Raw genomic sequence first — 25,816 nt, 5'->3', positions numbered from 1 at the left:
TTCGTTTCTTCGTCGCGGCTTTTGCATGATTTATCTCAGATTATCTGAAGTGCCCTCATTGCCCGGTTACCTTCGTAAGAAGTAGTCGTATTTTATACGAGAATTGAGACCAACAACGGGAATAATTTACCTATTTTCCGTTCTGGAAACCCCCGAATCTATTAAAATTCCATGCGTCGAAGAATAGCCTATTTCCTCTGCTGTTTTGCTATTAATTTCTCTCTCTTTGCTCAGACCGTATCCGAAAATCTTACGCTGGAAGATGCTATTACCATCGCTTTAGATAAAAACTACGCGATTAAAGTAGCTAAAAACCAGGTTCGTCTGGCTGAAAATGACAATACCAGAGGTAATGCGGGTATGCTTCCGCTGGTCACAGCTGTGGTACAACCCAATGGTTTGATTAACTACACGAATCAGCGATTTTTCGATGCGGTACGCCCTCCACTTGTCCAACGGGGCGTCTTCAACCGTAACGTTCAGGGCAATCTTACGGCCACCTGGACCATCTTTGATGGCTTAAGTATGTACATTACGAAAGATCGGTTGGAAGAACTCGTTCGGGCGGGGGAATCTCAGGCTCAGGTAACCATCGAAAGTACGATTGCTCAGGTTACGAATGCGTATTATGCCGCCGTGCAACAAGGACAGCAGACCCGTTTTTTAGAAGATGCACTGGTCATCTCTCGGGAGCGTCGTCGTCTGGCTAAAGACCGCTACGATATTGGTCAGGGTTCAAAAGTGGAATACCTGACCGCACAGGTTGATTTCAACGCCGACACAGCCACCCTGATTGCCCAGCAATTGTCCTTTACCAATACCAAAACCCAGCTTAATCAGCTACTGGCCCGATCGCTGGACATCAATTTTAACCCACAGGATACCTTACTGGTAAACAGGGACCTCATTTACGAAACCCTTAAAGAGCAAACCTTATCACAAAATCCTCAGTTGATGCTGGCTCGTCATAACAGCACCATTGCCAATCTGGACGTGAAGAACCAGAAGGCTCTGCTGTGGCCCAATGTAAATTTGCTGGGAGGATATACTTATAACCGACTTCGAAACGGCGGTTCTGGTTTCGGGGTAAGAAGTGGTACAGTTGGTAACATTACGGGAGGAGTACAGGTAACAGCCGTTATTTTTGATGGGCTGAATCAGCATCGACGCATTCAGGGAGCCCGAATCAACGAGGAGATTATTAAGCTTCAGGAAGAAGATCTGCGAGTACAGGTCGAGTCGGGTTTACGGCAGGCTTACGAAAACTACCGGAATAATCTTAATCTACTCGACCTCGAATCTATTAACACCAAAACGGCTCAGCAGAACGTAAACATTGCTCTGGAACGGTATAAAATTGGCGTAGCTGCCCCACTGGAATTACGGGAAGCTCAGCGAAATTTCGTAGCCGCCGAAATTCGACTTTTACAGGCTCAGTATAACGCCAAGGTGTCTGAAATTGAATTATACCGACTAAGCAGCCAGATTGTGAAATAGTGTTGTCAGTTGTTTATCAACTTCCCGAAAGTTTTGAAACTTTCGGGAAGTTCTTTTTTAGAGGGAGTGTGTGGTGTTTTACCCTAGCACAAAAGCTGATTGGACTACATGGCAGAGAGCGACTTTATAGTTTGCTTCAGATTTCTTCACTGTAATTAAAGTTACTATTCGCTTCCCATTCGTAGAGACAAGAGCTTGTTATTTTCCGCTACCCCTGTGGCCCGGCCATGATGGTAGGGACTTAGTTATAGAGATTTCTGTTTTAAAAAGCTGAATCCCATTACTGCCAGCTTTTCCGCTGGCAGCATTTTGCCTTGGTCTTACCTAATATTTAGTGAATCAATAGGTTACAATTTCCCAAAGGACGTAACATAGTGCTGCCAGCTTTTCCGCTGGCAGCACTATGATGGCAGCGGCAGTAAGACTTCTCGAAAGGCATTAGTCTGATTACAATCCATCTTCTCTTCTAGGGCTTCAAACAAAAACATCCCGAAAACCATACAGTCTTCGGGATGCTCTATTAATCATTAAGCCCTAACTATCCTCTAAAATCCAGGTACGTTCGACTTACGAATGGCTTCGTAAATCATTTCACCAAACTGCGTTCGGGTATTAAGTTTGCTGATTTTGGAGTTGTTACGAGTGGGATATACCCGGTTTGCCAGGAAAATGTATAACATCTTTTCTTTCGGCTCTACCCACACAAAGGTTCCGGTGAAACCTGAGTGACCAAAACTTTCAGCACTTGCAGAAGGAGGTCCAGAGAGGCCGGGTTTGTTACGATCAGGCTTATCAAAACCAATGCCGCGACGACTATTAATTTCAACCGGGAATGGATACGATGACCATTGTTTGATGGTCTTTTCGCTGATAAAACGCTGGTTACCGTATATACCTCCGTTCAGATACATCTGGTATAACTTCGCCAGATCATTGGCGTCTCCAAATAAGCCCGCGTGACCAGAAATACCTCCCATTAAGGTTGCTCCTTCATCATGTACGCGACCATGAATCAGTTCTTTCCGAAATAAAGAATCATATTCCGTCGGTACGATTCGATCCAATGCATATAGTTCACGGGGATTATAGGTTAAGGTCGTAGCCCCCATCGGACGATAGAAAGTATTCTTCAGATAATCCTCCCATTTTTCTCCGGTAATCTTCTCAACAATCTGCGGATAGAGATAATACGAAAGATCGCTGTAGACGTACCCCTGTTTTGGATTTACGGGAGACTCTTCAATCTGACGCATTAACTCCCGACGATACCGACGGTGCAGAAATAAATGGTCGGCAATGGCGATGGGATAACGACGACTCTGCTCATTACTAAACGTCCGGGGTTTCCAGCCACTTTCACGCGTTGAATCTCTAGCCGTCATCCAGAACGGAATCCAGGCTTTCAGTCCCGACTGGTGGGTCAGGATGTCAATCATTTTTAGCTTACCCTTATTTGAGTTCTTCCATTTCGGGAAAAACTCGCCGAGCGTCATATCCAGCCGGAATTTACCCTCATCCTGCAAACGCATCAGAGCCAGAATAGACGTGCTGACTTTCGTTACCGAAGCCAGATCGTATAAATCCGTTTCCCGCACGGGTTGTTTGCTTTCATACGTCTGCGTTCCGTAGGCTTTCTTAAAAATTACCATTCCGTTTTTCGCTACCACCACCGAAGCTCCGGGATAGGCTTTCTCCTGTAACCCCTGATTGACAATGGAATCCAGTTTGGTATTCAGTATTTTTGAATCTATTCCAGCTAATTCCGGCATTCCATATTTGAAACGACCCAGTGGTTCAACCCGTAAGCCATTTCCAAACTTAAACTCCTGATTCACGGTAACTGGAAGTTGCCCATTGGCTCCAATACCCCCTCCTACTAACTGAGCAGCCAACTCTTGCATGACTGTCGTTTCCTGATAGGTAACTACCAAAGCTTTTGACTTTTCAATGCCGGGTAACTTATTCAACACGTAAGGATTTCCGAAGAACAGATAAGCGGCATTGGGTAAGCCTACAAACGACTGAGCCAGCTTCAGATTTGCCTCTGGCCAGGCATTGGCTGAGCGTAAAAACGGACTGTGCAGAGCTACCACTACCAGATCATATTTAGCCAGCTTGTCCTTAATGGCTTGTAATTGCTGAGCCGACGATTTTATATCTACCTGGAAGGTATCTACCGGCAGGTAATTCATCAACATGCCCTGAAAAGCCGTTGGTTTGACAGGTCCCTGGGCGGGCGTTCCTACACTAATGGCGGCAACTTTTGCCGTAGCCAGATTTTTGATGGGTAATGTCCCATTTTCGTTTTTCAATACCGTCAAACTAGCTTCCGACATTCGGCGTGATAAAGCTTCGGCGGTGGGCTTGTTGAGGTCTTGCAGTAAGTTAGTTAAAGGAGCCGCCTGATACTTATCCAGCCCTAACCAAGCCTTAGCCCGCAAGATGCGATGTACTTTATCGTCCAGATCGGCCTGGGAAATTTCTCCTGAAACCAGAGCTTTTTTAATAGCCTGAAACATAACGGGCACATCCGTGAAGGTTTCCAGCACGTCATTTCCGGCTAATAAGGCCTTTACGCCCGCTACGCCCGGAGGATAATGTTTGGCTACGCCCTGCATCTCCATCGCATCCGTAAAAATGAGTCCTTCAAAACCCATTTGCTTCCGTAATAAATCGGTTACGATGGGTCTGGAAAGCGTCGAAGCCTGATTAGGCGTAGGGTCAAGAGCAGGAATGCTCAAGTGAGCAATCATCACGCCATTCAGACCGTGCTTAATTAACTCCCGGAAGGGATATAATTCGAGCGAATCGAGTCGGGTCCGGGAATGGTTAATCACGGGTAAATCTGCGTGAGAATCTACATCCGTATCGCCGTGACCAGGAAAGTGCTTAGCCGAGGTGATTAACCCGGCATCCTGCATGCCCCGCATGTATGCTTTGGCTTTGCGAAGCACTTCTTCCCGATTTTCCCCAAACGAACGAAAACCGATGACGGGGTTATTCGGATTATTATTTACATCCGCCACGGGAGCGTAGTTAATGTGTATGCCTGCCCGGCGGCACTGCTCGCCAATCTGTTTCCCCATACGGTAAAACCAGTCGTCATTTTGCCGGATGGCTCCGAGCGTCAGAGCGTACGGATACCGAACAGCACTGTCCAGTCGCATGGTAAGGCCCCATTCCAGATCCTCTCCCATCATCATCGGTACGGCTGAAATTGCCTGTAACTCGTTGATCATGGCCGTCTGTCGCGTGGGCTGATTGGCAAACCATACCAATCCACCGACTTTATAGTCACGAACCCAGCCTTTCAGCTTTTCCTGGTCGTAAGCCTGATTAGTAAAATTAGCACGGGGCATCATCAACTGCCCGATTTTCTCGTCGAGCGTCAGGCGGGCAAAAACCGAATCGGCCCAGTGTTGATTACCCGTCTGAAAAGGTTTTTGAGCGTAAGAGGTAAGTGAAGCCAGTACAGCCGCACACAGGGGAATGAAGCGTTTCATACATCAAAAATAAGGGTTCCCCTTGATTTTGGTGAAGAATACGCGGGTTTTAAGAATGGGTATTTTGTAATTCTTCAAGCCTCAAGCCTGGCTGGTGTCCTCACCAGACACTTGATGGCGGCTGGTGAGGACACCAGCCACGGCCTAGATTTTAATAGTTCATACCATAAATAGCTTTGGCTAAAATGGAACTTCCCGAAAGTTTGAAACTTTCGGGAAGTTATTTGACAGACGTAATGAATTGTACATCTACGGTTCGATAGCTCGTATTTTTTCGGCGTTTAATTCCGAGAAATGATTAATCACCTGGTCGGCCAGACTTAAATCCTGCATTTCGGAATGCTCACTGTTATAACCCACGCAGTAAATCCCCGCTCCTTTGGCGGCTTTTACACCGTTGGTCGAATCTTCAATGATGATGCATTGCGATTTAGGGGCTACCGAAAGCGAAGCCGCATACTCGAAGATGGCCGGATCGGGCTTTGATTTTGGGAAATCTTCTCCGCTGACAATATGCGTAAAGTAAGGAGACAAGCCAAAGCGTTTGAAGACACGGGCAATGGTTACTTTCGAAGCTGACGAAGCCAGAATTAACTGAAAATCATGCTGATGTAAATCTTCAATCAATGTACGTACGCCTTCAAGCAGGTCTAGGTCCTCTTTTTCGTCAAAAGCATCATTAAAAATAGACCGCTTCCGCTGAATCATCGCCTCTACTTCATCGGCCAGGTTATATTTTGCTTTTAAACCCTGATATACATTTCGGGTGGATAAACCCGTAAACGTCGAATATTCTTCGTCAGTAATGTGAATGCCTAACTCGTTAAAATGTTTGAAAAAGGCGTAACGGTGCACGGGTTCGGTGTCAACGATCACCCCGTCCATATCAAAAATCACGGTTTTTATCATGGGAAAGAAAATAAGCTCGTCCAGTAAAGGTAGAGATTTTCCCAGCGTACACCATAGAAATGAGTTGAAGTTTGAGAGGTTTGAGTAGTGTTTAGAAAGGTTAGATTTTGTTAGAGTGTTTGAGAACGAAAACGCCCTTATCCACTCCAACAAAATCTAACCTTTTCAAACTAGCTGTAAGTCTCTAGTAACCTTCGTTCTGCATTAGGTAACCGGCCCGGTTTGAGGCACCGTCAATGGCAGTTTGCGGAATAGGGAAAATCCGTTTACGCTTATCCGTGTTGGTCTTCTCAGTCCAGCTACCTTCGTACTTATTAAAACGAATCATATCCGTACGGCGAAGCATTTCCCAGTAAAATTCAAAACCTCGCTCGCGGAAAAGTAAATCCAGATTCATGGCCGTCAAAGCTGGCGGGGCCTGCGTCAGACTACGAGCCGCCCGAACCGTGTTTACATCGGCCAAAGCTGCCGCCGCGTCATTGCTTTTGCGAAGCTTCGCTTCCGCCCGCATCAAGTAAATATCCGCCAGACGAATGATAGAAATATCAGCTTCTCCACGGTTACGACCCGTATTGGACGACGAGCTGAATTCGTATTTTTCCACGCGATACCCTGTGCTGTAATTACTTCCGGCAGTTGTAAAATCGATCTGCTCCGTGAAGTTTACGGGTAAATCCGAACGGTTGCGGCTGGAGTTATAGAGTTTTCCAACCTTAAACTGTCCGTTGGCACATTTCAAGAAAACGCCGTTTACACGAAGTAGACCATATTGCTGCCCCCGAAGAATCCCGCGGTTGATCTTATAATCCGCCGCCGAAACGCAGGTATCCGCTGCGTTCGAATAAATTTTCATGTTTTCCTGATAAAAACGAGGATCGCGTTTAGGATCTTCGTTCCCGTAGGCCTGAGTCCAGGTACGGTAAAAATCAGGCGTTATAGCGGGGCCATCCGTACCGTTTGCACTGGGATAGGCTGCGAGCGGGAACTGATCACCCGACAGCGAGAAATACGCCAAACGGTTATGTCCGTTTAATTCAGGACGCTGATCTACAGCAAAGATTAACTCGGGGTTATTATGGTTGTTATTGCCGAAAATTCCGAAGTAATCATTCGACAACTGATACTGCCCCGAGGCAATGACCTTGTCAGTATACGAAATCACCTTGTCCATATCCTCCGCCGTAAAGGTGAACTGATCCGCGTAACGATTCCGATAAACTGCCGCGTTAAGGTACAATTTTGCTAATAATCCCCAAACAGCTCCCTGCGTCAGTCGCCCAGCGGCTACGTTTGCCTTCGCGGGTAATGCATTTTCTACCGCCAAAAACTCACTCTCAATGTACTTTACAGCTTCGTCCCCACGAATGATTTTGGAATATTCCCTCGGGTCGTCTTTTACGAAAGCAATACCGAATAAATCCAACATCAGCAGGTTATAAAAAGCCCGCATCCCCCGAGCTTCTGCCTTATACATATTGGCATTGGCACTGTTCAGCGTAGCCAGGGAATTAATAGCTACAATACTCCGGGATATAGACGTTGCCAGGTTATCCCAGGTAGTGCGTACGTTGGGGTCCGTGCTCGTGGTTGTGTGAGCGTGCAGGTTGAGGTAAATTCCATTGTCTCCCCAGTCGGTACCGCCCCGATAGGGTAAAATAGCCTCGTCCGTAGAAATTTCCTGTAAAGCAAAATAGTTGGTATGCTTATAAATTTCGGGTAACAGAGCGTATACCGGAGCAATGAGTCCATCTGCCGTTTCTTGCGGTGTCAGAGTCGGGTTGAAGCTTTCGTCCAACACGTTTTCATTTAAATCAGTACAGGCATTGCTCACCAGCAGTAGGCTGGACAGCACTAGTAGAACAGAAAATTTATGTTTCATTGTCGTTGAATTATAAGCTAATGGTTAATCCAAAAATCACGGAACGAGCTTTAGGATAACTCAGATAATCAATCCCGTACGATGAAACTCCATTCACCGAGCGGTCATTGTTTACCTCAGGGTCGTAGCCATTGTAAGGGGTAATCACGAAGAGATTCTGACCCGTTACTGACAAGCGAATGTTGGACACCCATTTGTCCATTCCCAGACCTACCGTATTGACGTTATAGCCCAAACTCAGGTTATTCAGACGTAAGAATTGACCATTTTTCAGGAAGCGTGTAGATACCGGAGCCGAGTTATTAACCGATTCATTAGCGTATTGAAGGGCCTCGGGGGTTACGTTGAGCCCTTTCGACAACCGTAACTTATAAAACATCGCATTGGCCGTGTTATCATAGACTTTGTTACCCGAAACGCCATTCAGGTTAGCCGTCAGATCAAAGCCTTTGTAAGCAATGCTACCATTAATGTTGAACATCTTTTTCGGTAAAGCCGAACCAGCCGCTACCCGATCGTTATCCGTAATAATGCCATCGCCGTCGACATCCTGAAACTTATTAATTCCTTTGTCATCAAAGCCGATGAAATTTTTCAGGTAAAACGTACCGATGGGCTGACCATTCACGTAGCCGTTTATCGTTGCGGAGGATAACCCCGAACCCGAAGCGGTTCCTGAAGTAAGCACGGAATAAGGTGAGTTCGTTACGTTATTACCGATGAACGTAACATTACCACCAATGGAGTAACGTAGCCCATTAGCAAAGCTCTTGCGGTAATTCAGATCAATTTCCAAGCCCTGATTCGTAATCTTCATGTCATGCACGTTCGTCCATAAAGTGCGGACAGGCTGCACGGGATCGGCAGGTATTACTTCGAGCAGAATATTGTTGGATACTTTACGGAATAGATCCAATGAACCACTTAATGATCCGTCGAAGAAGGCAAAATCAAGTCCAAAGTTACTTTGCGTAGAAACTTCCCACTGAATATCCGGGTTGGCCAGGCGATTGTACGTAGCTCCAGAAGGATAGGTATTGGAGCCATTCAGAGGGTAAGTGGTAGTTCCGGTTACGCTGGTAGAAAACCGGGCCTGAGTAATTTTAGAGGGAATTTCCTGATTACCCGTTTGTCCCCAACCAGCCCTGATTTTCAGCTCTGTAATGGCAGGAATGCGTTTCAGGAAAGGTTCTTCCGATAAACGCCAGCCCAACGAGGCTGACGGGAAAATACCGTATTTATTGTTAGCTCCAAACTTCGACGAACCATCCGCCCGAACCGTCAGGGTCGCCAGATACTTGTCTTTCCATTGGTAATTGACCCGCGAGAAAAATGACTGTAGTTCATTGATCGTCGCGTAACCCGTCGGACGGTTGTTCGTCAGCGTCAGGTCTTGCCCTAACCCTGGATTGTAGATGGGCTCAATGTCCGAAATAGGAAATTTATTGATACTATTCGTACGACCCTGTAGAAAAATACGCTGATACGAATGCCCCGCCAGAGCAGAGAAATTGTGCTCATTGCGGTTGAATGAATACGTTAAGTAATTTTCAATCAATCGGTTAGTATTGTACGTATTGGTGGTTTCAAGACGACCTTCCTGGAAGGGCACTTCATTTGGCAAGGACTGAAGGTCCTGAGCAGCACTCGACTGATCAACGGCAAAATTGAGTTTGTAGACCAGTCCTTTGATAAGGGTTACTGAAGGTGAGATACTCGCAATCACCCGGTTCGTTTTGGTAAGGTCCTTTTCCAGGGAAAGTGGAATCAGAGGGTTGGTACCATCTACATACTGAAAAGGCTTGCCATCCGCATCATAGGCCGGATAGGTAGGGTTAGCTGCTAGTGCTCCTCCAATGAGACTTTGAATGGGGGGCCGCTGGTTAACCGTATTCGTCACATTCAGATTAATATCAACACTTACGCGATCTTCAAGTAATTTCTGCGTCGCATTAATTCGGCCCGTATAACGCTTTAGATTGCTATTTTTCAGGATTCCCTGCTGATCCTGTAACCCGAATGAGGCATAATACGTCAGTTTTTCTGAACCACCACTCAGAGCCACATTGTGGTTTTGAGTAATGGCCCGGCGGGAAATTTCTTTCTGCCAATTGGTATTACCACCCTTGTCCACCAAACTGTTCCCCAGCTTGGGAACTTCCGTACGAAATTCATCAGCAGATAATACATTCAAAGGATTTGCCAGCGTTGAGACCCCGATATTTCCGTTGTAAGTCAACGTCGAGCGACCGGCTTTGCCTTTCTTAGTGGTAATCAAAACTACGCCATTGGCACCACGAGAACCGTAAATGGCCGTAGCTGAAGCATCTTTCAATACATCAATGGACTCAATATCCTGTGGGTTGAGGAATACCAGCGGGTTCGTTGCTCCACCCGTACTACTGTTATCCAGAGCCAGACCATCCACTACGAACAGCGGCGTACTTCCTGTACGAATTCCTCCGGGACCGCGAACGGTGATATTCTGAGTCCCACCGGGTTCACCAGTAGCTGAAGTAACATTTACCCCAGAAACCTTGCCCTGTAATAACTGCTCGGGCGAGTTGATGATCCCTTTGTTAAACTCTGAGCTTTTCAGCGAAGTAATGGCTCCGGTCATGTCCTTTTTCACTGTACTACCGTAACCAATCACAACTACCTGAGACAGATCTGCTGCGTCGTTTTTCAGTTCAACGTTAATGGTCGTCTGACGACCCACAGGCATTTCCATGGGCTCATAGCCCACAAATTGAAAGACCAGTATAGCTTCTGTATTGGGAACTTTGATGCTATACTTTCCATCGGCTCCCGTAGTCGTACCAACCGAGGTACCTTTTACCATGACCGTACAACCCGTTAATACTTCACGGGTTTGAGCATCCGTTACCTGGCCGGTAATGGTTAGTTCCTTCGGGGAAACACTATGCAGGTGGGGTGATGCCACCACCCGTTGTGGAAGTTGATTCAGTAGAAATAGCCCCGCAAGGACATACTTTACCTGACCTGAAAAACAGTTCAAGTTTTTCATAGACTAAACTTTGGGAAGAAAATGATTTTTCTGTAAAAAATAAAACTCTGAAAATCAATGAATTATTTTCAGAGTTTTCAGGCCACAAAAGTAGATTATCGGGGAAAGAAGGGCTTTAAGAGAATGTTATGTTACCGTTAAAAGGCGGTAACAATCCGTAAAGGATCGCTTTGGGATGAACTCGTATCTCTGCATGATGTACGAATTCAACCTCTCAGGTATCCAGACAATTTCAATCACCTGTTTACTTTTTATAATTGTTATCTTTCAGGCCATTTCCTGATTAAATTCGCCGTATGCCTTTTCATAAATTACTAGTATTCTTCCTGCTGCTTATGAGTTTGTTCGGATGTGATACGCCACCGAAACATCCTGAACGGGCCGGCGTTGCCTTATCTTTCGACGATCATTTTCTGAAGGAATGGGCCGCGTTAATACCGCTTTTCAGGAAGTACAATGCCCAAGTTACTTTCTTCATTAACTGCCCGGATTCGCTTTCTGCAGAAGACATTACTTTACTAAAGCAACTTCGGAACGAAGGTCATGAAATTGGTTACCACGGTACTATTCACGGCGTTTCTACGCAAATGATTCAGGATTTAGGCGTAGAAGGTTATCTTAATACTGAAATCCGTCCCGGACTTTCTTACCTGAATAAAGCCGGTTTTTACCCCACCTCTTATGCTCACCCCGGCGGCAATCATAACACCCGCGTCGATTCCGTCTTACTCACTTCAGGTTTTCAGATTTTACGTGATGTAGCCCTGGCGGAACGTCATTACAAAGGCTTTAAACTCTACCATATTCCGCCCCAATACTTACCTCAGATTTACTATGACTTCGATCAGGAACGCGTAGTGGATGCTCTGCTGATTGATTACAGTGCGAATCTTTCTCAGGAAGAAATGAAAGATGCTTTAGTGAAGGCAAAGGAGAAAGGGAAAGCCGTTTTGTTGTTCGGGCATGAGCCCTTATCAGCACCCCCAACGGCGAAGCAATACGGATTTGATATTAGTTTTCTGGAGAAAATTCTGGCGACGGCCCAGGAATTAAACCTGAAATTTTACCGTATGTCTGACTTACCTAACGTGAAAGATTAACGTCCGTACCGTTCATCCTTAAAACGAAGTAAGGGCTTCTCAAAATACTCGTAAGACAGGCCCGAGACCAGTACTGAAAATCCAATGACGCAGGGATATAAAATCAGGTTATAAACCGTCGTGGATAATTCGGGAGCATACATTCGTAACAGATTAATGAATACGATGGAAACCACGACGTGATAAAGGTATAAGCCGTAAGAAATCTTGCCCAGGTAACTAACAATAGGGGTTTCCAGAGAAATAATACTGTTGGGATTGGTGGCTACATTTAAGATAAAGAAGCAGAAAAACAGCGAATACACTTCCATAAAAGCCGGAATGTGAATGCCGGAAAAGAAACAGATCAGGAAGAGTATGTAGACGCCAATCTGTAAATCTTTTCGATACAATACATTGAGTATTCTGGTATTATTTTTATAAACTGCATACGCCCCTGCTCCCCCTAAAGCCATGATTAACAGGCGAAACTGCCCAATGAAGGTCAGAACTCCATCTATCTTTCTAACTTCAGGGGCATCCAGAAAATAAATGCCCAACGCTAATAATCCAACGGTAGCCGTTAGAAAAATGGCAACGATACCTATCGTTTTTTTAGGGTATTTGATAATCCAGGGCCATAGGTAATAAAACTGTTCTTCGACACCGATAGACCAGGCCTGAGCAGCCCAGTATGGAATGCCATAAAGTACAAAGGCATAATTAGGTAAGACCAGCATCAACAGCGAAAGCCGTTCCGTAAAATTACGTTGTAATAACTCGGTTACACCCGGATAATAGAAGATTGAGAAGTTAGGAAATACGAAGACCGCCAGCAAGACCATGACGTAATAAATAGGCCAGATTCGGAAGACTCTTCGCAGGTAAAATTTTGGAGCGGAAATGTCCCCGAAATTGCCTTTTTCCTGCAATAGTAGATACGTAATCAGAAATCCGCTTAACACAAAAAACAAACCAACCCCCAGACGACCGGCGTGCTTCACTACCGTTATTTCGTAGATGTTAACTACTCCATACGTATGTTTAGCCTGCTCCAGATGGTGAATCAATACCGACATAGCTGCGATGCAGCGTACTCCATTCAGGTTAGGAAAATTCCGTTTCTGAATTGCTTTTTTCGCAGAGGACTGCTCCTCCGCAGGCCATTTGTTTGCGGTAGATTCCAACTACTGTTTTTTCTAGTTTCGGGATGTATAAATATAACTTAGGCCACTACTAATTCCGGTTCGTTCTGAGCTACTTTTTTTTTCGGGGAAACGATCCCCAAACAAAATAAAGTGTCACACAAACGATTCCTAACTGAATGAAATAATCTATCGTACGATCAGGAATGGCAAAAATATCGGTTGGACTCAGGTAAATCGGCATACCCTGCCGCCACCACATTGAAGGGTGAATAACGGCCAGCACATTAAATACAAAAAGCAAGAAGATTTGTTTTCGATTGTTCCAGTCGATGATTTCGAAAACCATGGGTAATAGGAATAGAAACAGATAATTACTGTAGGCACTTTGCTGGGCAATCATCATCAGTCCGTACATGGTTACCCATAAATGAGCCAGCATAACGGGGTATTCATGCTTGCGTAATCGCCAGGCTGTCAGACAGCCCGCACTAATAGTAATGACCAGCCCGATCCAGTTCCAGGCTTTGGCACCCAATCCTACCAAATTGAAAGCCCAGGGGTTAATAACCGACAGAATGTTGGGTGCTCGCAATACGTTAGCTTCATCGAGAGGCTGCATGAACTCCATCCCAACCGTCAGGTACAGAACCACAACCGAAATGGCCCCAACGATAGAAATAGGAATCAGGAAACGAATTTTTTCTTTTTCAATCAGAAACAAAGGAAACAGAGCCAGACCGAAAATGGCCTTTGTCATCAACACTCCCAGAGCCATGACCAGGCTAAAACCAACTACGCCATAGCGTTTGCGGGTTAAGTAAGCCCCTACGACAAAAAGCCACATCCAGATATCTTCCTGAGCACCCACAATGCAAAGCACTAGCGATCCTGGTAACAAAAGGTACACTAAAGATTTAAAGAGCAGATCCTCTTTTGTGGTCTTGTAGCGAAAAAGCTGATAGGTTAATGCCAGAGCCAGGCCGTCCATAGCGGCCATGGTGAGGATAATCATTTTCGGGCTATACCAGATTTTCAGCCAAAGGCCTAAGTAATAGGCATATAAAGGCGAATACGGGGACCAGAAATCCTTGTATACCAGCATGCCCTGCGAGGCCTTGCTACCCTCGTCCCAGAAGCCGTTCACATCGGAAGTAGGCTGATAGTCAGCCCACAGATAAATCAAGAGAAAAGGCAACACGCGGAGCAATACCCAACTGGTGCCTAAGACGCCAACGACGCTTTTATTTTTTAATCCAAGGGTGATCTGGGGTCTGAAATAGAGCACAACGCTTACCAGCAAAATGCAAAGCAGACTAATGATCAACTTGGCTAGAACAACACTCATGCCGATCTTAAATAATTAGGAGTCACAATCTTAATGGCGGCTTTCGTAACAATCCAAAAGAAACAGGCCACGTTCATCACTTGTAACGCTAACTCACCCAAATACGCAGAATTTGCTAACATTGAGAAGCTAATGTAATCGGGCTGTTTAATCCATACATTGACAAAAGGCTGCACGACGGTCAACCAACTTAGTACTAACAAGATTAACAGATGTTTGTTATTTCTCAGGTCAACGATTTCAAAAACTACTGCCAGTACATACGCAATCAGGTACGCTCCGGGTGCACTCGCCTGAAAAATCATCATACAGGCAAACGTGGCGATAAAAAGGGAAGGTAAGGTGTGACTCAGCGGGTTTACTCGCCCACGATACGCCAGATACGATACCAGCAGCATCGTAATGATTAACCCAATCCAGTTTACGGCAGTAGAATTCTTTTGATCGATGTGTACGAATAATTCTATAAATGGCCGGGTAATGGAGAACAGGTTCGGCGTCATTAACTGCTCGGTATGCTGAATGGGCATCAGGAACCTGTCACCAATTTGCCAGTACAAAAAGGCCAGAGCAGGCAGGCCAATAGCGGCCATAACCAGCAGCATTTTTATGGGTTTGCGAACGCTTACCAGGAGCGGTGGCAGAAAGAAAACGAAGGTAGCTTTCGTGGTTAATAAGGCAATAGCAAAGATTACGCCCAGACCTACTTCATAATCAACGGGATTTTTCTTTACGTGCCGCCACATTAATAAAGCCAGTCCCCAGAACCAGACTTCTTCCTGACCATCAATCAGAATGTACATGAACGAAGCTGGTATCAGCCAGTAAATGAACGTTGCCTGAAGAGCATTAGATTTTTCCTTTTTATAGGTTCGATACGTTAGCCAGAGAATCAACGTCTCCATCAATACCATGAACAGCACAATGGAACGGGAATTATGCCAGATCCATAGCGGTAAACTAATGATATAAGCGAATAAGGGAGCGTGATAGGACCAGAAGTCGCGGTATACGAAACCGCCCGCTTTTGCGGCCTGAGCTTTATAATAGAAAAAAGGAACGTCTCCCCGAGGGTCATGATTGAAGAGGATGAAAATGACAATCCAGGGAATCAGACGCAGCAACAGGAAACCCAGACTAAAGGCCAACGTATCATTTTTCTGTTGCCACCCGGCGATTACAGTCGGTTTCCAGATGGTCAAAATCACACCTAAGGTCAGGAAAATACTCAGGATTACTTTAATGTAAAAGACGGTAAGAATTGGCATTGCACTAGTTAATCTATCAAGGGGTTGAAGATAATTTTTTCAGAGATGGGAAGTTTGCTTCGTTAGAACATTACCAATGGTTCCTTTGCCGGACGTCATTGTGTTTCTGGGCTGCAAAAGTATTTACTATTCCCGAGTCAACCAACGTAAAGTGATGAACTTCGATTGTCTCCGTTTTCTTTTATATGCCCACAAGGGGTAAAAGTTATCCGAAATGGCTTTAAATCGCCCCTTCGGATTTATTATTCCAAACGGCGGTGAATACCCCCTTACGAACTATTAGGGATAATCTTCCTGTAGAGACGCGACTTTATCGCATCTGGCTGGGAATGAGAACCAATAGTAGAAACGCCTTTACCCCAGACGCGATAAAGTCGCGTCTCTACGTGTATGATCGCCTGTTCTTTGGGGTTATAAATCGGAAGTATTCGAAACTACCCGCCGTGGTTGGTGAGACACTAACCACGGCGTAGCAAAAGAAGACACGTGAAAACGTGTCTTCTTTTGCCTTTTAATCTTTTACTGACCACCTAACGCTTTCCAGAGAGCTACGGCGTAAATCAGGCGTTGACCTTGTAATTGGGCTAGCTGTCGTTCTGCTTCGAGCGAAGTTCGCTGAGCATCCAGCACATCCAGATACGTAGTTAACCCTTTTTTATAAACGTCTCTTACCAGTAACTCGGTTTTACCCGCCGTTTCTATCACATTTTGCTGATTGGCAATCTGCGTTTCCAGATCGCGAATGTTGTCCAGAGCTACTTCCGCTTCCCGCTGGGCATTTACTAATCGCTGATCTATCACCGTTCGAGCCGTTTGCACCTGTTGACGGGCGAGGTTAATATTCTCGCGGTTTCGGCGACCCTCATAAATCGGGAAGCTGGCCGTTGCTCCTACCGTATAGGTATAACTTGAAGGTAAAAACACATCTCCTACCCGACCGCTGATTAATCCACCGGAGCCCGCAGCAATAACCCGGGGTTTCAATGCCTTGCTGGCAATATCTGCGTTCACATCCGCGGCAGAAATCTGTAAATCCGTCTGTTGAATATCAGGACGATTTTTCAAAAGCTCGGGCGTAATTGTAGCGTAAACAGGCGTTGGATACATCGGTAAAACAGATCTAGCCAGCGTAAAGCTTCCGGACTTTGCCCGGTTAAAATCGCCAGACCATTTTCCAGCTCGTGGCGACTGCGTTGCAGGGCCGACTGCTGGGTTTTGAGATTACCAATCTCCGTTTCTGCCCGGCGTACGTCAATTTCGCTGGTTAATCCAATCCGAAAGCGTTCGCGAACGACGGCCAGTACCGAATCACGGGCGGTCAGGGTTCGATCAAAAACTGTTTGTTCGGCATCATTCGCACGCACCAGGGCATACAGCCGGGCAATTTCAGAAGCCACGGCCAGCCGAGTAATTTGCACATCGGCTTCGGTAATTTGCGTTTGTATTTCGCTTAACCGTACGCCCTGCCTGAGTCGGCGGAATAAATCCAGCTCAAAACTGGCATCAACCGGAATCTGAAACGTGGTCAGTTGCACCCGCTGGGCCCGCACGTTCACGAACTGCACCGGGCGATTAGGCGAAAGACTTTGCGTCTGAATACCGGGATTACCCCGAACGGTAGGATGCAGATACGATTCGGCCACCCGAATTCGGATGCGAGCTTCTTCTACCCGGCTCAGGGCATTTTTTACATCGGGATTGAAGCTCAGTCCTGCCTCTATTAATTTATCTAATTCTGGATCAACGAAAGGTCGGCTCGCTGGTGTCTGTGCCCGCAACGTACTAACCGCCAGCAACACCAATCCACTGATTTTAACAATACAATTCATAACGTTCGGTAAAACTTGGGAAGCGTTAGGCAATTTTGAATGAGTGAATGATAGAATGAGTGAATGACGTTCCACTGATCCAGCTTCAACCTCGTTTCTCACTCCATCTTTAGCTTTGACATTTTTCAGATCTAAGAACTCCTTATCTACTTTTTCAATAATTGAAAACTGAAAACGGTCAACAGAAAACTATTTCACTCGCACTATCTGGCCGTCTTTTAGGCCGTCGGAGGGGTTAGTTACCAGACGTTCGTCGCCCTGTAAGCCTTCCAGAATTTCCAGACTAGTACCAAAATCGCGACCGATGGTAATGGGCTGGTATTTTACCTGATGGTTAGCCGAAACCACGATAACCCTTGGCCCTTCCGGCGTAACTAATAACGTATTGGCCGGAATACGAACGGGAGGATTTTCGGCCCGAACGTCCAGCGTTACCTGGCCGTATAGACCCGCTACCAATTCACCCGAATGATTGGGGATGGCTACTTCGGTTAATAACGTCCGCGAAGAGGAACGCAGCGTTCCCGAGGTCCGAACGACTTTTCCTGTGAAGGTTTTACCTAACTCTGGAATCTTTACCGTTGCGGGTAAACCAATGGCAACCATGCGGTAATACGTCTGTGGCACGTCGATATACACCCGAAGCGTGTCGAGTTGGGAAACGGTAAACAGAGAGATATTACCGGTATTAATCAGAGCTCCTACATCGGCGTTACGAGCCGTTACGATGCCATTGAACGGTGCCCGAACCTGTTGTAAGCCTTTCAACGCCTGTAAACGCTGAAGCGTAGCCCGACCTACTTCGAAACCCGCCTGACGGTTATCAATATCCTGTTGTGAAACAGCTCCGGGAATCCCCGCACTTTTCACGCGATCCAGATTAGACTGAGCCAGTTTCAGGTCGGCCTGAGCTTTCAGTATATCCTGATCCAATTCGGGAGCATCAATCGTGGCTAATAGGCTTCCGCGACGAACTTTACTGCCAATATCTACAAAGCGTTGACGCAGAAAACCCTGGGTCCGAGCGTATACCTGCGTTTCGCGATACGGCATAATCTGCCCAGGAAGGGTAAGGCCCGTCGTGTCAGCCGCTCGTTTCACTACTACGGTATTTACCAAGGTCGTGCGGTTTTTTTGGGAATCACTTTCCGCGTGTAACTCCTGCTGATTTTTAATTCGGGGTAATATGCCCACGAAGAAGAATAAAGCCAACAATCCCACCGGAATCAGCCATATCCAAAGTCTTTTCATGTTCTTACTAGTTTACAGTTATCAGTTTGCCGTTTTCAGTCTTTTTTGGTTTTCAGTTTTCGATTTACTGTTTTCAATGAATGTTCTTTTACAAAAACTGAAAACGGTAAACCGAAAACTAACAACTCAATTATACTTCCATTTCAGCTAGTTCTTTTTCTTCGGCTAATTCTGCTTCGGTTCGGTTTTTGGCTAGGTAACTGAATACGACGGGAACGAATAATAAGGTCGTAAACGTCGCCAATAATAAACCGCCAATCACGGCCCGGCCCAGCGGAGCATTTTGCTCGCCTCCTTCACCCAAACCTAAAGACATGGGTAACATACCGATGATCATCGCCAAGGCCGTCATCAGGATCGGACGAAGACGGGTTCTTCCCGCTTCTACCGCCGCTTCGTAAGGCGTAAAGTGTAGATCGAATACCTGTTCCTGAGCAAAACTTACCAACAGAATGGAGTTGGCCGTAGCTACCCCAACGCTCATAATCGCTCCCATCAGCGAAGGAATACTGAACGTGGTTTGCGTCAGGAATAATAACCAGACCACCCCGCACATCGCTCCGGGTAAGGCAGTAATGATAATGAAGGGATAGAGGAAAGACTGGAAGTTCACGACCATCAGCATATACACCAGTACCGCCGCGAAAATCAGACCAATGCCCAGACGCACGAAGGCCGAATTCATACTTTCTACCTGACCGCGAACTTCAATTTTATTACCCGGCTTCAACTGGCTCTGGTATTCTTTTACGATCGATTCCAGCTTACTCGACACGCTTCCCAGATCCGTCCGTTCCACGGAGGCATAGACGTCGTACATCGGCTGCGTATTGAGACGGTTCACGACCATAGGCGTAACTCGACGTTCAATTTTAGCCACGTTTGCCAGCGACTGCGGAGTTAACTCGCCCGTTTGAGTTACCAGCGGCGTCTGCATGAGTTTATCAATCGAATTGAGTTTATACGGAGGCGTCTGAACGGCAATCAGGTAGGGGAAACCCGTAACCGGATCAGGCCAGAAGTTCGGGTTTACCTGCGTCGTTCCACTCATCGAAATCATCATGTTGCTGGCCACCTTACTTTCGTTCAAGCCCAACTGATTAGCCCGCTCGCGGTCGATATTCACGTATAATTCAGGGGAGTTCATGACCTGATGCAAATGCACATCAACCGTTCCCGGAATCTCGGCTACTTTCGCCTGAATTTCTTTGGCAATACGAAGGTTATTCTTGCGGTCAAAACCCATCACCTGAATATCGATGGGCGATGTCAGCCCGAAGTTCAGAATCTGGGTAACGATATCAGCGGGCTGAAAGAAGAAGGTAACTTCCGGCATGGCCTCCGCTAATTTGGCCCGAATGGCCCGGGTGTAATAATCCGTTGGATGTGATTTTTCTTTTTTCAAAGCCACCAGAATTTCACTATCCGCCGAACCTAAGGACGAGTTATCCTGAAAAACCATGTTATAACTCTCGCTCGTCAGACCGATGTTACTAATGACGGTTTCGATTTCTTCCTTGGGAATAATACTGCGAATGACTTTCTCCACTTCGGATGCCGTACGTTCGGTAGCCTCCAGACGCGACCCCGCCGGAGCTCGCATGTGTAACTTAAATTGTCCGGCATCTACCGACGGGAAGAAGTCACGACCCACGAATGGAATCATCGCAGCGGTAACTCCGACCACCAATAAAAATACCACCAGCACGGACTTCCGGTGTTTCAGATTCCATTGCAGGACGTTGAGGTAACGGCCTTGGAAACGATCAAATCCCCGGTTGAAGCTCTGATACATCCGGGCAAAAAGATTCGGACGACGAGCCTGTCCATTCTGCTGGTAATCGGCAGCGTGATGGGGTTCGTGTTTGAGTAATAAATCAGCCAGGGTGGGCACCAGCGTACGGGAAAGAATGTACGAGGCAATCATGGCAAATACGACCGACAACGCCAGCGGGCCAAACAGGAATCGAGCCGGGCCTTCGAGGAATAACACGGAAACGAATACGATACAAATCGTCAGCGTAGCGACCAGCGTGGGCGTAGCAATTTGCTGGGCTCCGACCATAATTGCCTTTCGCAACGGCAAGCCCAGTTCTTCATTTCGGTGAATATTCTCGATGGTTACGGTTGCATCATCCACCAGAATCCCAATTGCCAGAGCTAATCCGCCAAGGGTATTAATGTTAAGCGTCTCTCCCATCAGGTATAACACCGAGAGCGAGCAGAGAATGGAAAGCGGAATTGAAATGGCTACAATCAGCGTACTCCGCCAGCTTCCGAGGAAGAGCAGAATCATCGCCGCCGTTAATAAAGCCGCAATCAGACCTTCCACCACTACCCCATGAATCGAGGCCCGTACGAATACCGATTGATCGAAAAGCTCCGTAATGCGTAAAGAAGCCGGAGCCGCTCCACGAACGGCGGGTAATACTTCATTTCTGATTTTATCGACTACTTCCGTGGTCGAGGCATTACCCGTTTTCACGATGTTTAATAATACCCCCCGAAGACCATCCTGCTTGACAATGTTCGTCTGCACAATCGAACCATCATGCACATTCGCCACATCCCGCAGGTGAATCACTACGCCACCGGGCAGCGTCTTTACGGGAATATCATTCAGGGCAATAATGGCATCGGGTTTGGTATTCAGACGAACGTTATACTCCCGATCTTCCAGACGTAATTGTCCAGAAGGCAAGGTAAGGTTTTGGCCAGAAACGGCATTTACCACATCTTCGGGAGACACGCCGCGAGCGGTTAATAGCTCAGGATCAAGATCTACCATTACCTGACGGGCCTTTCCCCCGAAGGGTTGCGAAAGGCGACTACCCGGCACGGTCGAAATCATCGGACGAATCCGGGTGGTAATGTAGTCGGTAATCTGTGATTCCGTTAAACTATCCGAAGAGATACTTAACTGAATAATGGGAACGTCGGTAGCATTATACCGAACGATAATCGGCGGCTGGGTTCCGGGTGGCATCCGCACCCGGATGGTCTGCGAAATCCCGGTAATAGCCGCCAGGGCTTCTTCAATTTTTACGGTCGGCTGGAAAAAAATTTTCAGCACCGCTACGCCGTTATAGGTCTGTGATTCTACCCGCTGAATATCCGAAGCGTTGTTAATAACTGACGTTTCAGAGAAGTTGGTAATCATCTTTTCCATCTCGTCGGTTGAAAGGCCGCGATAGGTCCAGATCACAGAAATAACGGGAATATTAATACGGGGGAAAATGTCGGTGGGCATCTGGCGAATCGACACCACCCCTAAAATCAGAATCAGCAGAGCTAGCACCGCAATGGTGTATTTCCGCTGTAAGGCTAATCGGACAATCCACATAACAAGAGAAAGTAGTGTCTAACACGGAATCAATAAATACCTGCGAAACAAGGGAATGTGGCCTGGAATAAGAAAACAAGAGAAAAGATCGGCGTAAAAGTTCAGTGACTTTCTCATTTCCAGTGGTTTTCGGGAAAAATTTAAATTAAAACCCAATTTATCTCAAAAACGGAAATCCCAGCCGTTTAAAAACTAATCACTCCTGTTGGAGCTTTTGGCTTGTAATCGATCATTCGGCGAGTAACATACATAATAGAGGCAAGTCATAACGCGATGTGTTAAGAAGAAAATGGAGAAAAACCTTTTTGAAGTACTATTAGAATCTGACACCCCCAAACGGATTGGGTTTAAATTAAAGCACTGAATCTAGACTCGATTATGTAAAATAGTCTGAGTAATCGACTAGGCATGAATTTTTAAAGACATAAGGTACTTTAGGGCTTTCGCTCGATTGAATGGGCCTAACCCTGGTTCGTAGAATTATTCTATTTAAAAAGTAATCTTTATTTAAGAAATCCTTGCGACCTTGCACAGCGGGGATATTTTTGCCCCCTCAACTGCATGCTTCGCAGCATCTTTACCTTAGAAACCATTTATCAACCATGAACTTCAAAACTCTCCTTGTTGCCGGACTAATGGCCTCAGCCTTTCAGGTTTCAGCCCAGTTTACTCAGGCTCCCCTACCTTACGCTACGGATGCTCTGGAACCGAGTATTGATAAGCAAACGATGGAAATTCACTACGGCAAGCACCATAAGGCTTATGTAGATAACCTGAATAAAGCCGTTGAAGGCAAGCCTGAAGCTTCGATGACGATTTTTCAGGTGGTAAAGAAAATTGATAAAAACACGGCTCCTGCCATTCGTAACAATGGTGGAGGACACTGGAATCACACGTTTTTCTGGAATACTATTGGTCCCAAGCGTGGCGGTAAGCCCTCAGGAGCTTTAGCCGAAGCAATTAACAAATCATTCGGTAGCTACGATAAATTCGTGGAAGAATTCAACAAAGCCGCTTCGACCCGCTTTGGTTCAGGCTGGGCCTGGCTGATTGTTACCCCTGATAAAAAACTGGCGGTTGTATCTACGCCTAACCAGGATAACCCCTTAATGGCACTGGCTGAAACGCCCGGTACGCCCGTGATTGGTCTGGACGTATGGGAACACGCTTATTACCTGAAGTATCAAAACAAACGTCCTGATTACATCAAAGCTTACTGGGACGTAGTAAACTGGGAGGCCGCTGCGAAAAACTACGCCGAAGCTCTTAAGTAATTCAATACGATACCCTGCTTTAAAAGGATGATTTCGTTCAGGCGAAGTCATCCTTTTCTTTTATCATCCGGTTTTTCATGCGTCCTTCAGACCCTGAATCCGATGGTGGATTGTGGCTTTCAGTATTACTCAAAATGCTTTCTCTTTGGGTAAGTCATTCTCGTAAAAGCCCTTAAAACTATGCTTAATCTCCTCTCCATCTTCATTGGCATTGTAGCGTTCGTCATTGCTCTGGCCGGTTTGATTCCCTTCGTTGGAATCGTTAACTGGGTTGCTCTTCCCATTGCTTTCATCGGTATGGGGATTGGCCTTCTTTCGGAAAATAAGACGGGCCGAAATCTGAACATTCTGGTGTTGATCGTAGCCTTCGTGCGACTGATGCTGGGCGGAGGAATTTTGTAGTAGTGGTTAGTTGATGGATCTTCGTTAGTAGCAGAATAGGAAACCTGAGTCATCCCGAAATTTGAGTCCATAGCAATTCGGATGCAATAAAGCGGTGCTGAGGCTCGTCGGCACCGCTTTCCGATTCGTAGGCAATCCAGTCGCCTGAGTAGTTATTGCCAGTGGTTAAGCTCAGAACGGAATAAAGAAGGTAAAAGGCGTATAACAAAGCGACCATTACCTTCGAAAGGAATCAATCAGGCGTCCCAGTTTTTTCAGACTTTTATCAATTTCTGGTGTATACGGAGCCCCGAACGTAATTCGCAGGTAATTCGTAAAGCGGGCGTCCGTACTGAAGATATGACCCGGAGCAATGCTGATCTTTTCGAGCCAGGCTTTTTCGTATACCTCGAAAGCATCGATTCCTGCTTCCAGTTCAATCCATAAAACGTACCCACCCTGCGGACGGCTGACTTTTGTGCTTCTTGGAAAATAGTCGGCGATGGCCTGCAAGTACCGCAGACATTGCGTGTGCAGGGCTTTTCGCAGGTTTCGCATGTGTAAATCGTACCGGCCCGTTTCAAAAAAGATAGCAATGGCCGCCTGCGTGGGCGTAGCGGATGAAACGGTATGCATGAGTTTGACATTCAGCACCTGTTCCAGAAAACGGCCCGGAATGCACCAGCCCACCCGATACCCCGGGGCCAGCGTCTTAGAAACCGACGAGCAGAGCATGACCAGCCCCTGCGTATCGAAACTCTTGCAGGTACGAGGCCGGGTTTTACCGAAGTACATTTCCCCGTAAATGTCGTCTTCAATCAACGGAATTTCCCGGGAAGCCAGCAGTTTAACCAGTTGTTTCTTGCGGTGATCGGGCATCAAAGCTCCCAGGGGATTACAGAAATTAGGAACGAACAGGCAGGCAGCAATGGGCGTTTTTTCCAGAGCCTGTTCCAGTAAATCGATTCGAATACCCTCGGTAGGATCCGTAGGAATTTCGAGAACCCGTAGTCCCAGACTCTTCATGACGTTGAAAATGCCAAAGTACGTCGGGCTTTCGATGGCTACCGTATCGCCGGGTTTGGTAACGGCCTTCAGGCAAAAGACCAGAGCCTCCATACAACCCTGCGTAGTGACAACCTCGTGTTCGGTAAGGTTGCCATTCCAGTTAAAGGCATGTTTGGCAATCTGCTTGCGTAAGGTTAGGTTGCCTCGCAGTTCTTCGTAGGCGGTACAACTGCTGGGGTTTTGCCGGAGGGCTTCCAGCATGGCCTTGTTGAGTTTGGCTTCCGGTAAGAGTTCCAGAGCCGGGGTCGCTACGGATAATTTGACTACGTCCGTCTGCGAAAGATTTTCGTACACCCGGCGAATCATGGCGTCAACGCTGACCTTTTCCAGGGAACGATCAATAGGCGGCGAAGGCAAGAGCTGCGGTACCCGCGTGGATGTATAACGGACGAAATACCCGGATTTGGGTCGGGCTTCGATCAGGCCTTTGTTTTCCAGTTCGACGTACGCTTTATAAGCGGTACTCAAACTGATGCCCTGTTCCAGACTCAGGGCTCGCAGGGATAAAAGTTTATCGCCAGTCTTGAGTATCTGGCTTTCCATTTGCTTTTCCAATCGCTCAGCTACCTGAACATATAGAAATTCTTCGGTCAGTGATGTGTTCGCCATGAAAATGAATAACAGCGATGGTAATCGGTTACGAGGGCAAAGGTAAAAGCTATCCAATAAAAGTATACGCTTCATACTGAGAATAATACAACAGACTTTCGAAGAAAATTATTAAATCTGTTATGCTTGTAATTTAAAAATCTGCATCTGTTTTTACTAGCAAATAAAACCGAGTTTTGCGGCGTACTTTCCTGACTACGACGATGCGAAACACTCAAAAAGCGTATGTAGCTCTGGCTACCGTCTGTTTCCTCTGGGGCACTACCTATCTGGCTGCCCGTATAGGGGTGGCAGGTTTTCCAGCTCTACTGTTCATGGCCCTTCGAAATACGACAGCCGGACTGTTGTTACTCGCCTTTGCCATGATTCGACACCGGGCCGTACCCGGCTGGCCCGCTATCAAAC

18 protein-coding genes are annotated in these 25,816 nt (G+C 46.5%); 5 read left to right on the top strand and 13 right to left on the bottom strand.

The window, feature by feature from the left end:
* Positions 1-171 precede the first annotated feature (171 nt).
* On the top strand, positions 172-1,497 hold the full coding sequence (locus tag BWI96_RS17900) for a TolC family protein (protein WP_106637900.1): 1,326 nt from the start codon (positions 172-174) through the stop codon (positions 1,495-1,497).
* A gap of 545 nt (positions 1,498-2,042) precedes the next feature.
* On the opposite strand, the gene BWI96_RS17895 is transcribed toward BWI96_RS17900, so the two are convergent.
* The 4 genes from BWI96_RS17895 to BWI96_RS17880 all read right to left on the bottom strand — a co-directional run bounded on the left by BWI96_RS17895 (position 2,043) and on the right by BWI96_RS17880 (position 10,816).
* Positions 2,043-5,000 carry a glycoside hydrolase family 3 N-terminal domain-containing protein gene (locus BWI96_RS17895; protein WP_106637899.1) on the bottom strand — a complete coding sequence of 986 codons (2,958 nt, stop codon included), beginning with the start codon at positions 4,998-5,000 and terminating at the stop codon, positions 2,043-2,045.
* Positions 5,001-5,249: 249 nt separating this feature from the next.
* Positions 5,250-5,909, bottom strand: coding sequence for an HAD family phosphatase (locus tag BWI96_RS17890; protein WP_106637898.1), 660 nt, complete (start codon positions 5,907-5,909; stop codon positions 5,250-5,252).
* A gap of 184 nt (positions 5,910-6,093) precedes the next feature.
* A complete protein-coding gene (locus BWI96_RS17885) occupies positions 6,094-7,788 on the bottom strand; it encodes a RagB/SusD family nutrient uptake outer membrane protein (protein ID WP_106637897.1) in 1,695 nt (564 codons plus the stop codon).
* Between the two features lie 10 nt (positions 7,789-7,798).
* A complete protein-coding gene (locus BWI96_RS17880) occupies positions 7,799-10,816 on the bottom strand; it encodes a TonB-dependent receptor (protein ID WP_106637896.1) in 3,018 nt (1,005 codons plus the stop codon).
* 296 nt (positions 10,817-11,112) lie between these two features.
* Here BWI96_RS17880 and BWI96_RS17875 point away from each other — a divergent pair, with 296 nt between their 5' ends.
* The gene (locus tag BWI96_RS17875; RefSeq protein WP_106637895.1) at positions 11,113-11,916 is read left to right on the top strand and encodes a polysaccharide deacetylase family protein; all 804 of its coding nucleotides are present in this window, start codon (positions 11,113-11,115) and stop codon (positions 11,914-11,916) included.
* On the opposite strand, the gene BWI96_RS17870 is transcribed toward BWI96_RS17875, so the two are convergent.
* From BWI96_RS17870 to BWI96_RS17840, 7 genes are all read right to left on the bottom strand, one after another.
* On the bottom strand, positions 11,913-13,082 hold the full coding sequence (locus tag BWI96_RS17870; protein WP_232793793.1) for an acyltransferase: 1,170 nt from the start codon (positions 13,080-13,082) through the stop codon (positions 11,913-11,915). The two genes, BWI96_RS17875 and BWI96_RS17870, sit on opposite strands and share 4 nt — an antisense overlap.
* Positions 13,083-13,152: 70 nt before the next feature.
* Positions 13,153-14,388, bottom strand: coding sequence for a hypothetical protein (locus tag BWI96_RS17865; RefSeq protein ID WP_106637894.1), 1,236 nt, complete (start codon positions 14,386-14,388; stop codon positions 13,153-13,155).
* Positions 14,385-15,656 carry a hypothetical protein gene (locus BWI96_RS17860; RefSeq protein ID WP_106637893.1) on the bottom strand — a complete coding sequence of 424 codons (1,272 nt, stop codon included), beginning with the start codon at positions 15,654-15,656 and terminating at the stop codon, positions 14,385-14,387. Before BWI96_RS17860 ends, BWI96_RS17865 begins: the two co-directional genes overlap by 4 nt.
* Positions 15,657-16,175: 519 nt before the next feature.
* Entirely contained in the window at positions 16,176-16,721 is a 546-nt protein-coding gene (locus BWI96_RS17855) for a TolC family protein (protein ID WP_157830425.1), read from the bottom strand.
* Positions 16,718-17,485, bottom strand: coding sequence for a TolC family protein (locus tag BWI96_RS17850; RefSeq protein WP_106637891.1), 768 nt, complete (start codon positions 17,483-17,485; stop codon positions 16,718-16,720). Before BWI96_RS17850 ends, BWI96_RS17855 begins: the two co-directional genes overlap by 4 nt.
* Before the next feature lie 189 nt (positions 17,486-17,674).
* On the bottom strand, positions 17,675-18,736 hold the full coding sequence (locus tag BWI96_RS17845) for an efflux RND transporter periplasmic adaptor subunit (protein WP_106637890.1): 1,062 nt from the start codon (positions 18,734-18,736) through the stop codon (positions 17,675-17,677).
* A 130-nt stretch (positions 18,737-18,866) separates the two neighbouring features.
* Positions 18,867-22,079, bottom strand: a complete 3,213-nt coding sequence (locus BWI96_RS17840; RefSeq protein WP_106637889.1) for an efflux RND transporter permease subunit — start codon at positions 22,077-22,079, stop codon at positions 18,867-18,869.
* A 602-nt stretch (positions 22,080-22,681) separates the two neighbouring features.
* Here BWI96_RS17840 and BWI96_RS17835 point away from each other — a divergent pair.
* Positions 22,682-23,353 (top strand): superoxide dismutase, encoded by a 672-nt coding sequence (locus tag BWI96_RS17835; RefSeq protein WP_106637888.1) that lies wholly within the window; start codon positions 22,682-22,684, stop codon positions 23,351-23,353.
* Between the two features lie 180 nt (positions 23,354-23,533).
* Positions 23,534-23,755 (top strand): hypothetical protein, encoded by a 222-nt coding sequence (locus tag BWI96_RS17830; protein ID WP_106637887.1) that lies wholly within the window; start codon positions 23,534-23,536, stop codon positions 23,753-23,755.
* Between the two features lie 49 nt (positions 23,756-23,804).
* On the opposite strand, the gene BWI96_RS21700 is transcribed toward BWI96_RS17830, so the two are convergent.
* Together BWI96_RS21700 and BWI96_RS17825 are read right to left on the bottom strand one after the other, a co-directional pair.
* Positions 23,805-23,972, bottom strand: coding sequence for a hypothetical protein (locus BWI96_RS21700; protein WP_157830424.1), 168 nt, complete (start codon positions 23,970-23,972; stop codon positions 23,805-23,807).
* On the bottom strand, positions 23,972-25,486 hold the full coding sequence (locus BWI96_RS17825) for a PLP-dependent aminotransferase family protein (protein ID WP_232793792.1): 1,515 nt from the start codon (positions 25,484-25,486) through the stop codon (positions 23,972-23,974). Before BWI96_RS17825 ends, BWI96_RS21700 begins: the two co-directional genes overlap by 1 nt.
* 101 nt (positions 25,487-25,587) lie before the next feature.
* Between BWI96_RS17825 and BWI96_RS17820 the strand changes: the two genes are divergently transcribed.
* A partial coding sequence (locus BWI96_RS17820; protein WP_232793791.1) for an EamA family transporter occupies positions 25,588-25,816 on the top strand: 229 nt, incomplete at its 3' end.

The organism is Siphonobacter sp. SORGH_AS_0500 (assembly GCF_002838835.1).
Taxonomy (GTDB): domain Bacteria; phylum Bacteroidota; class Bacteroidia; order Cytophagales; family Spirosomataceae; genus Siphonobacter.
This window is presented reverse-complemented; position numbering and strand designations above follow the sequence as displayed.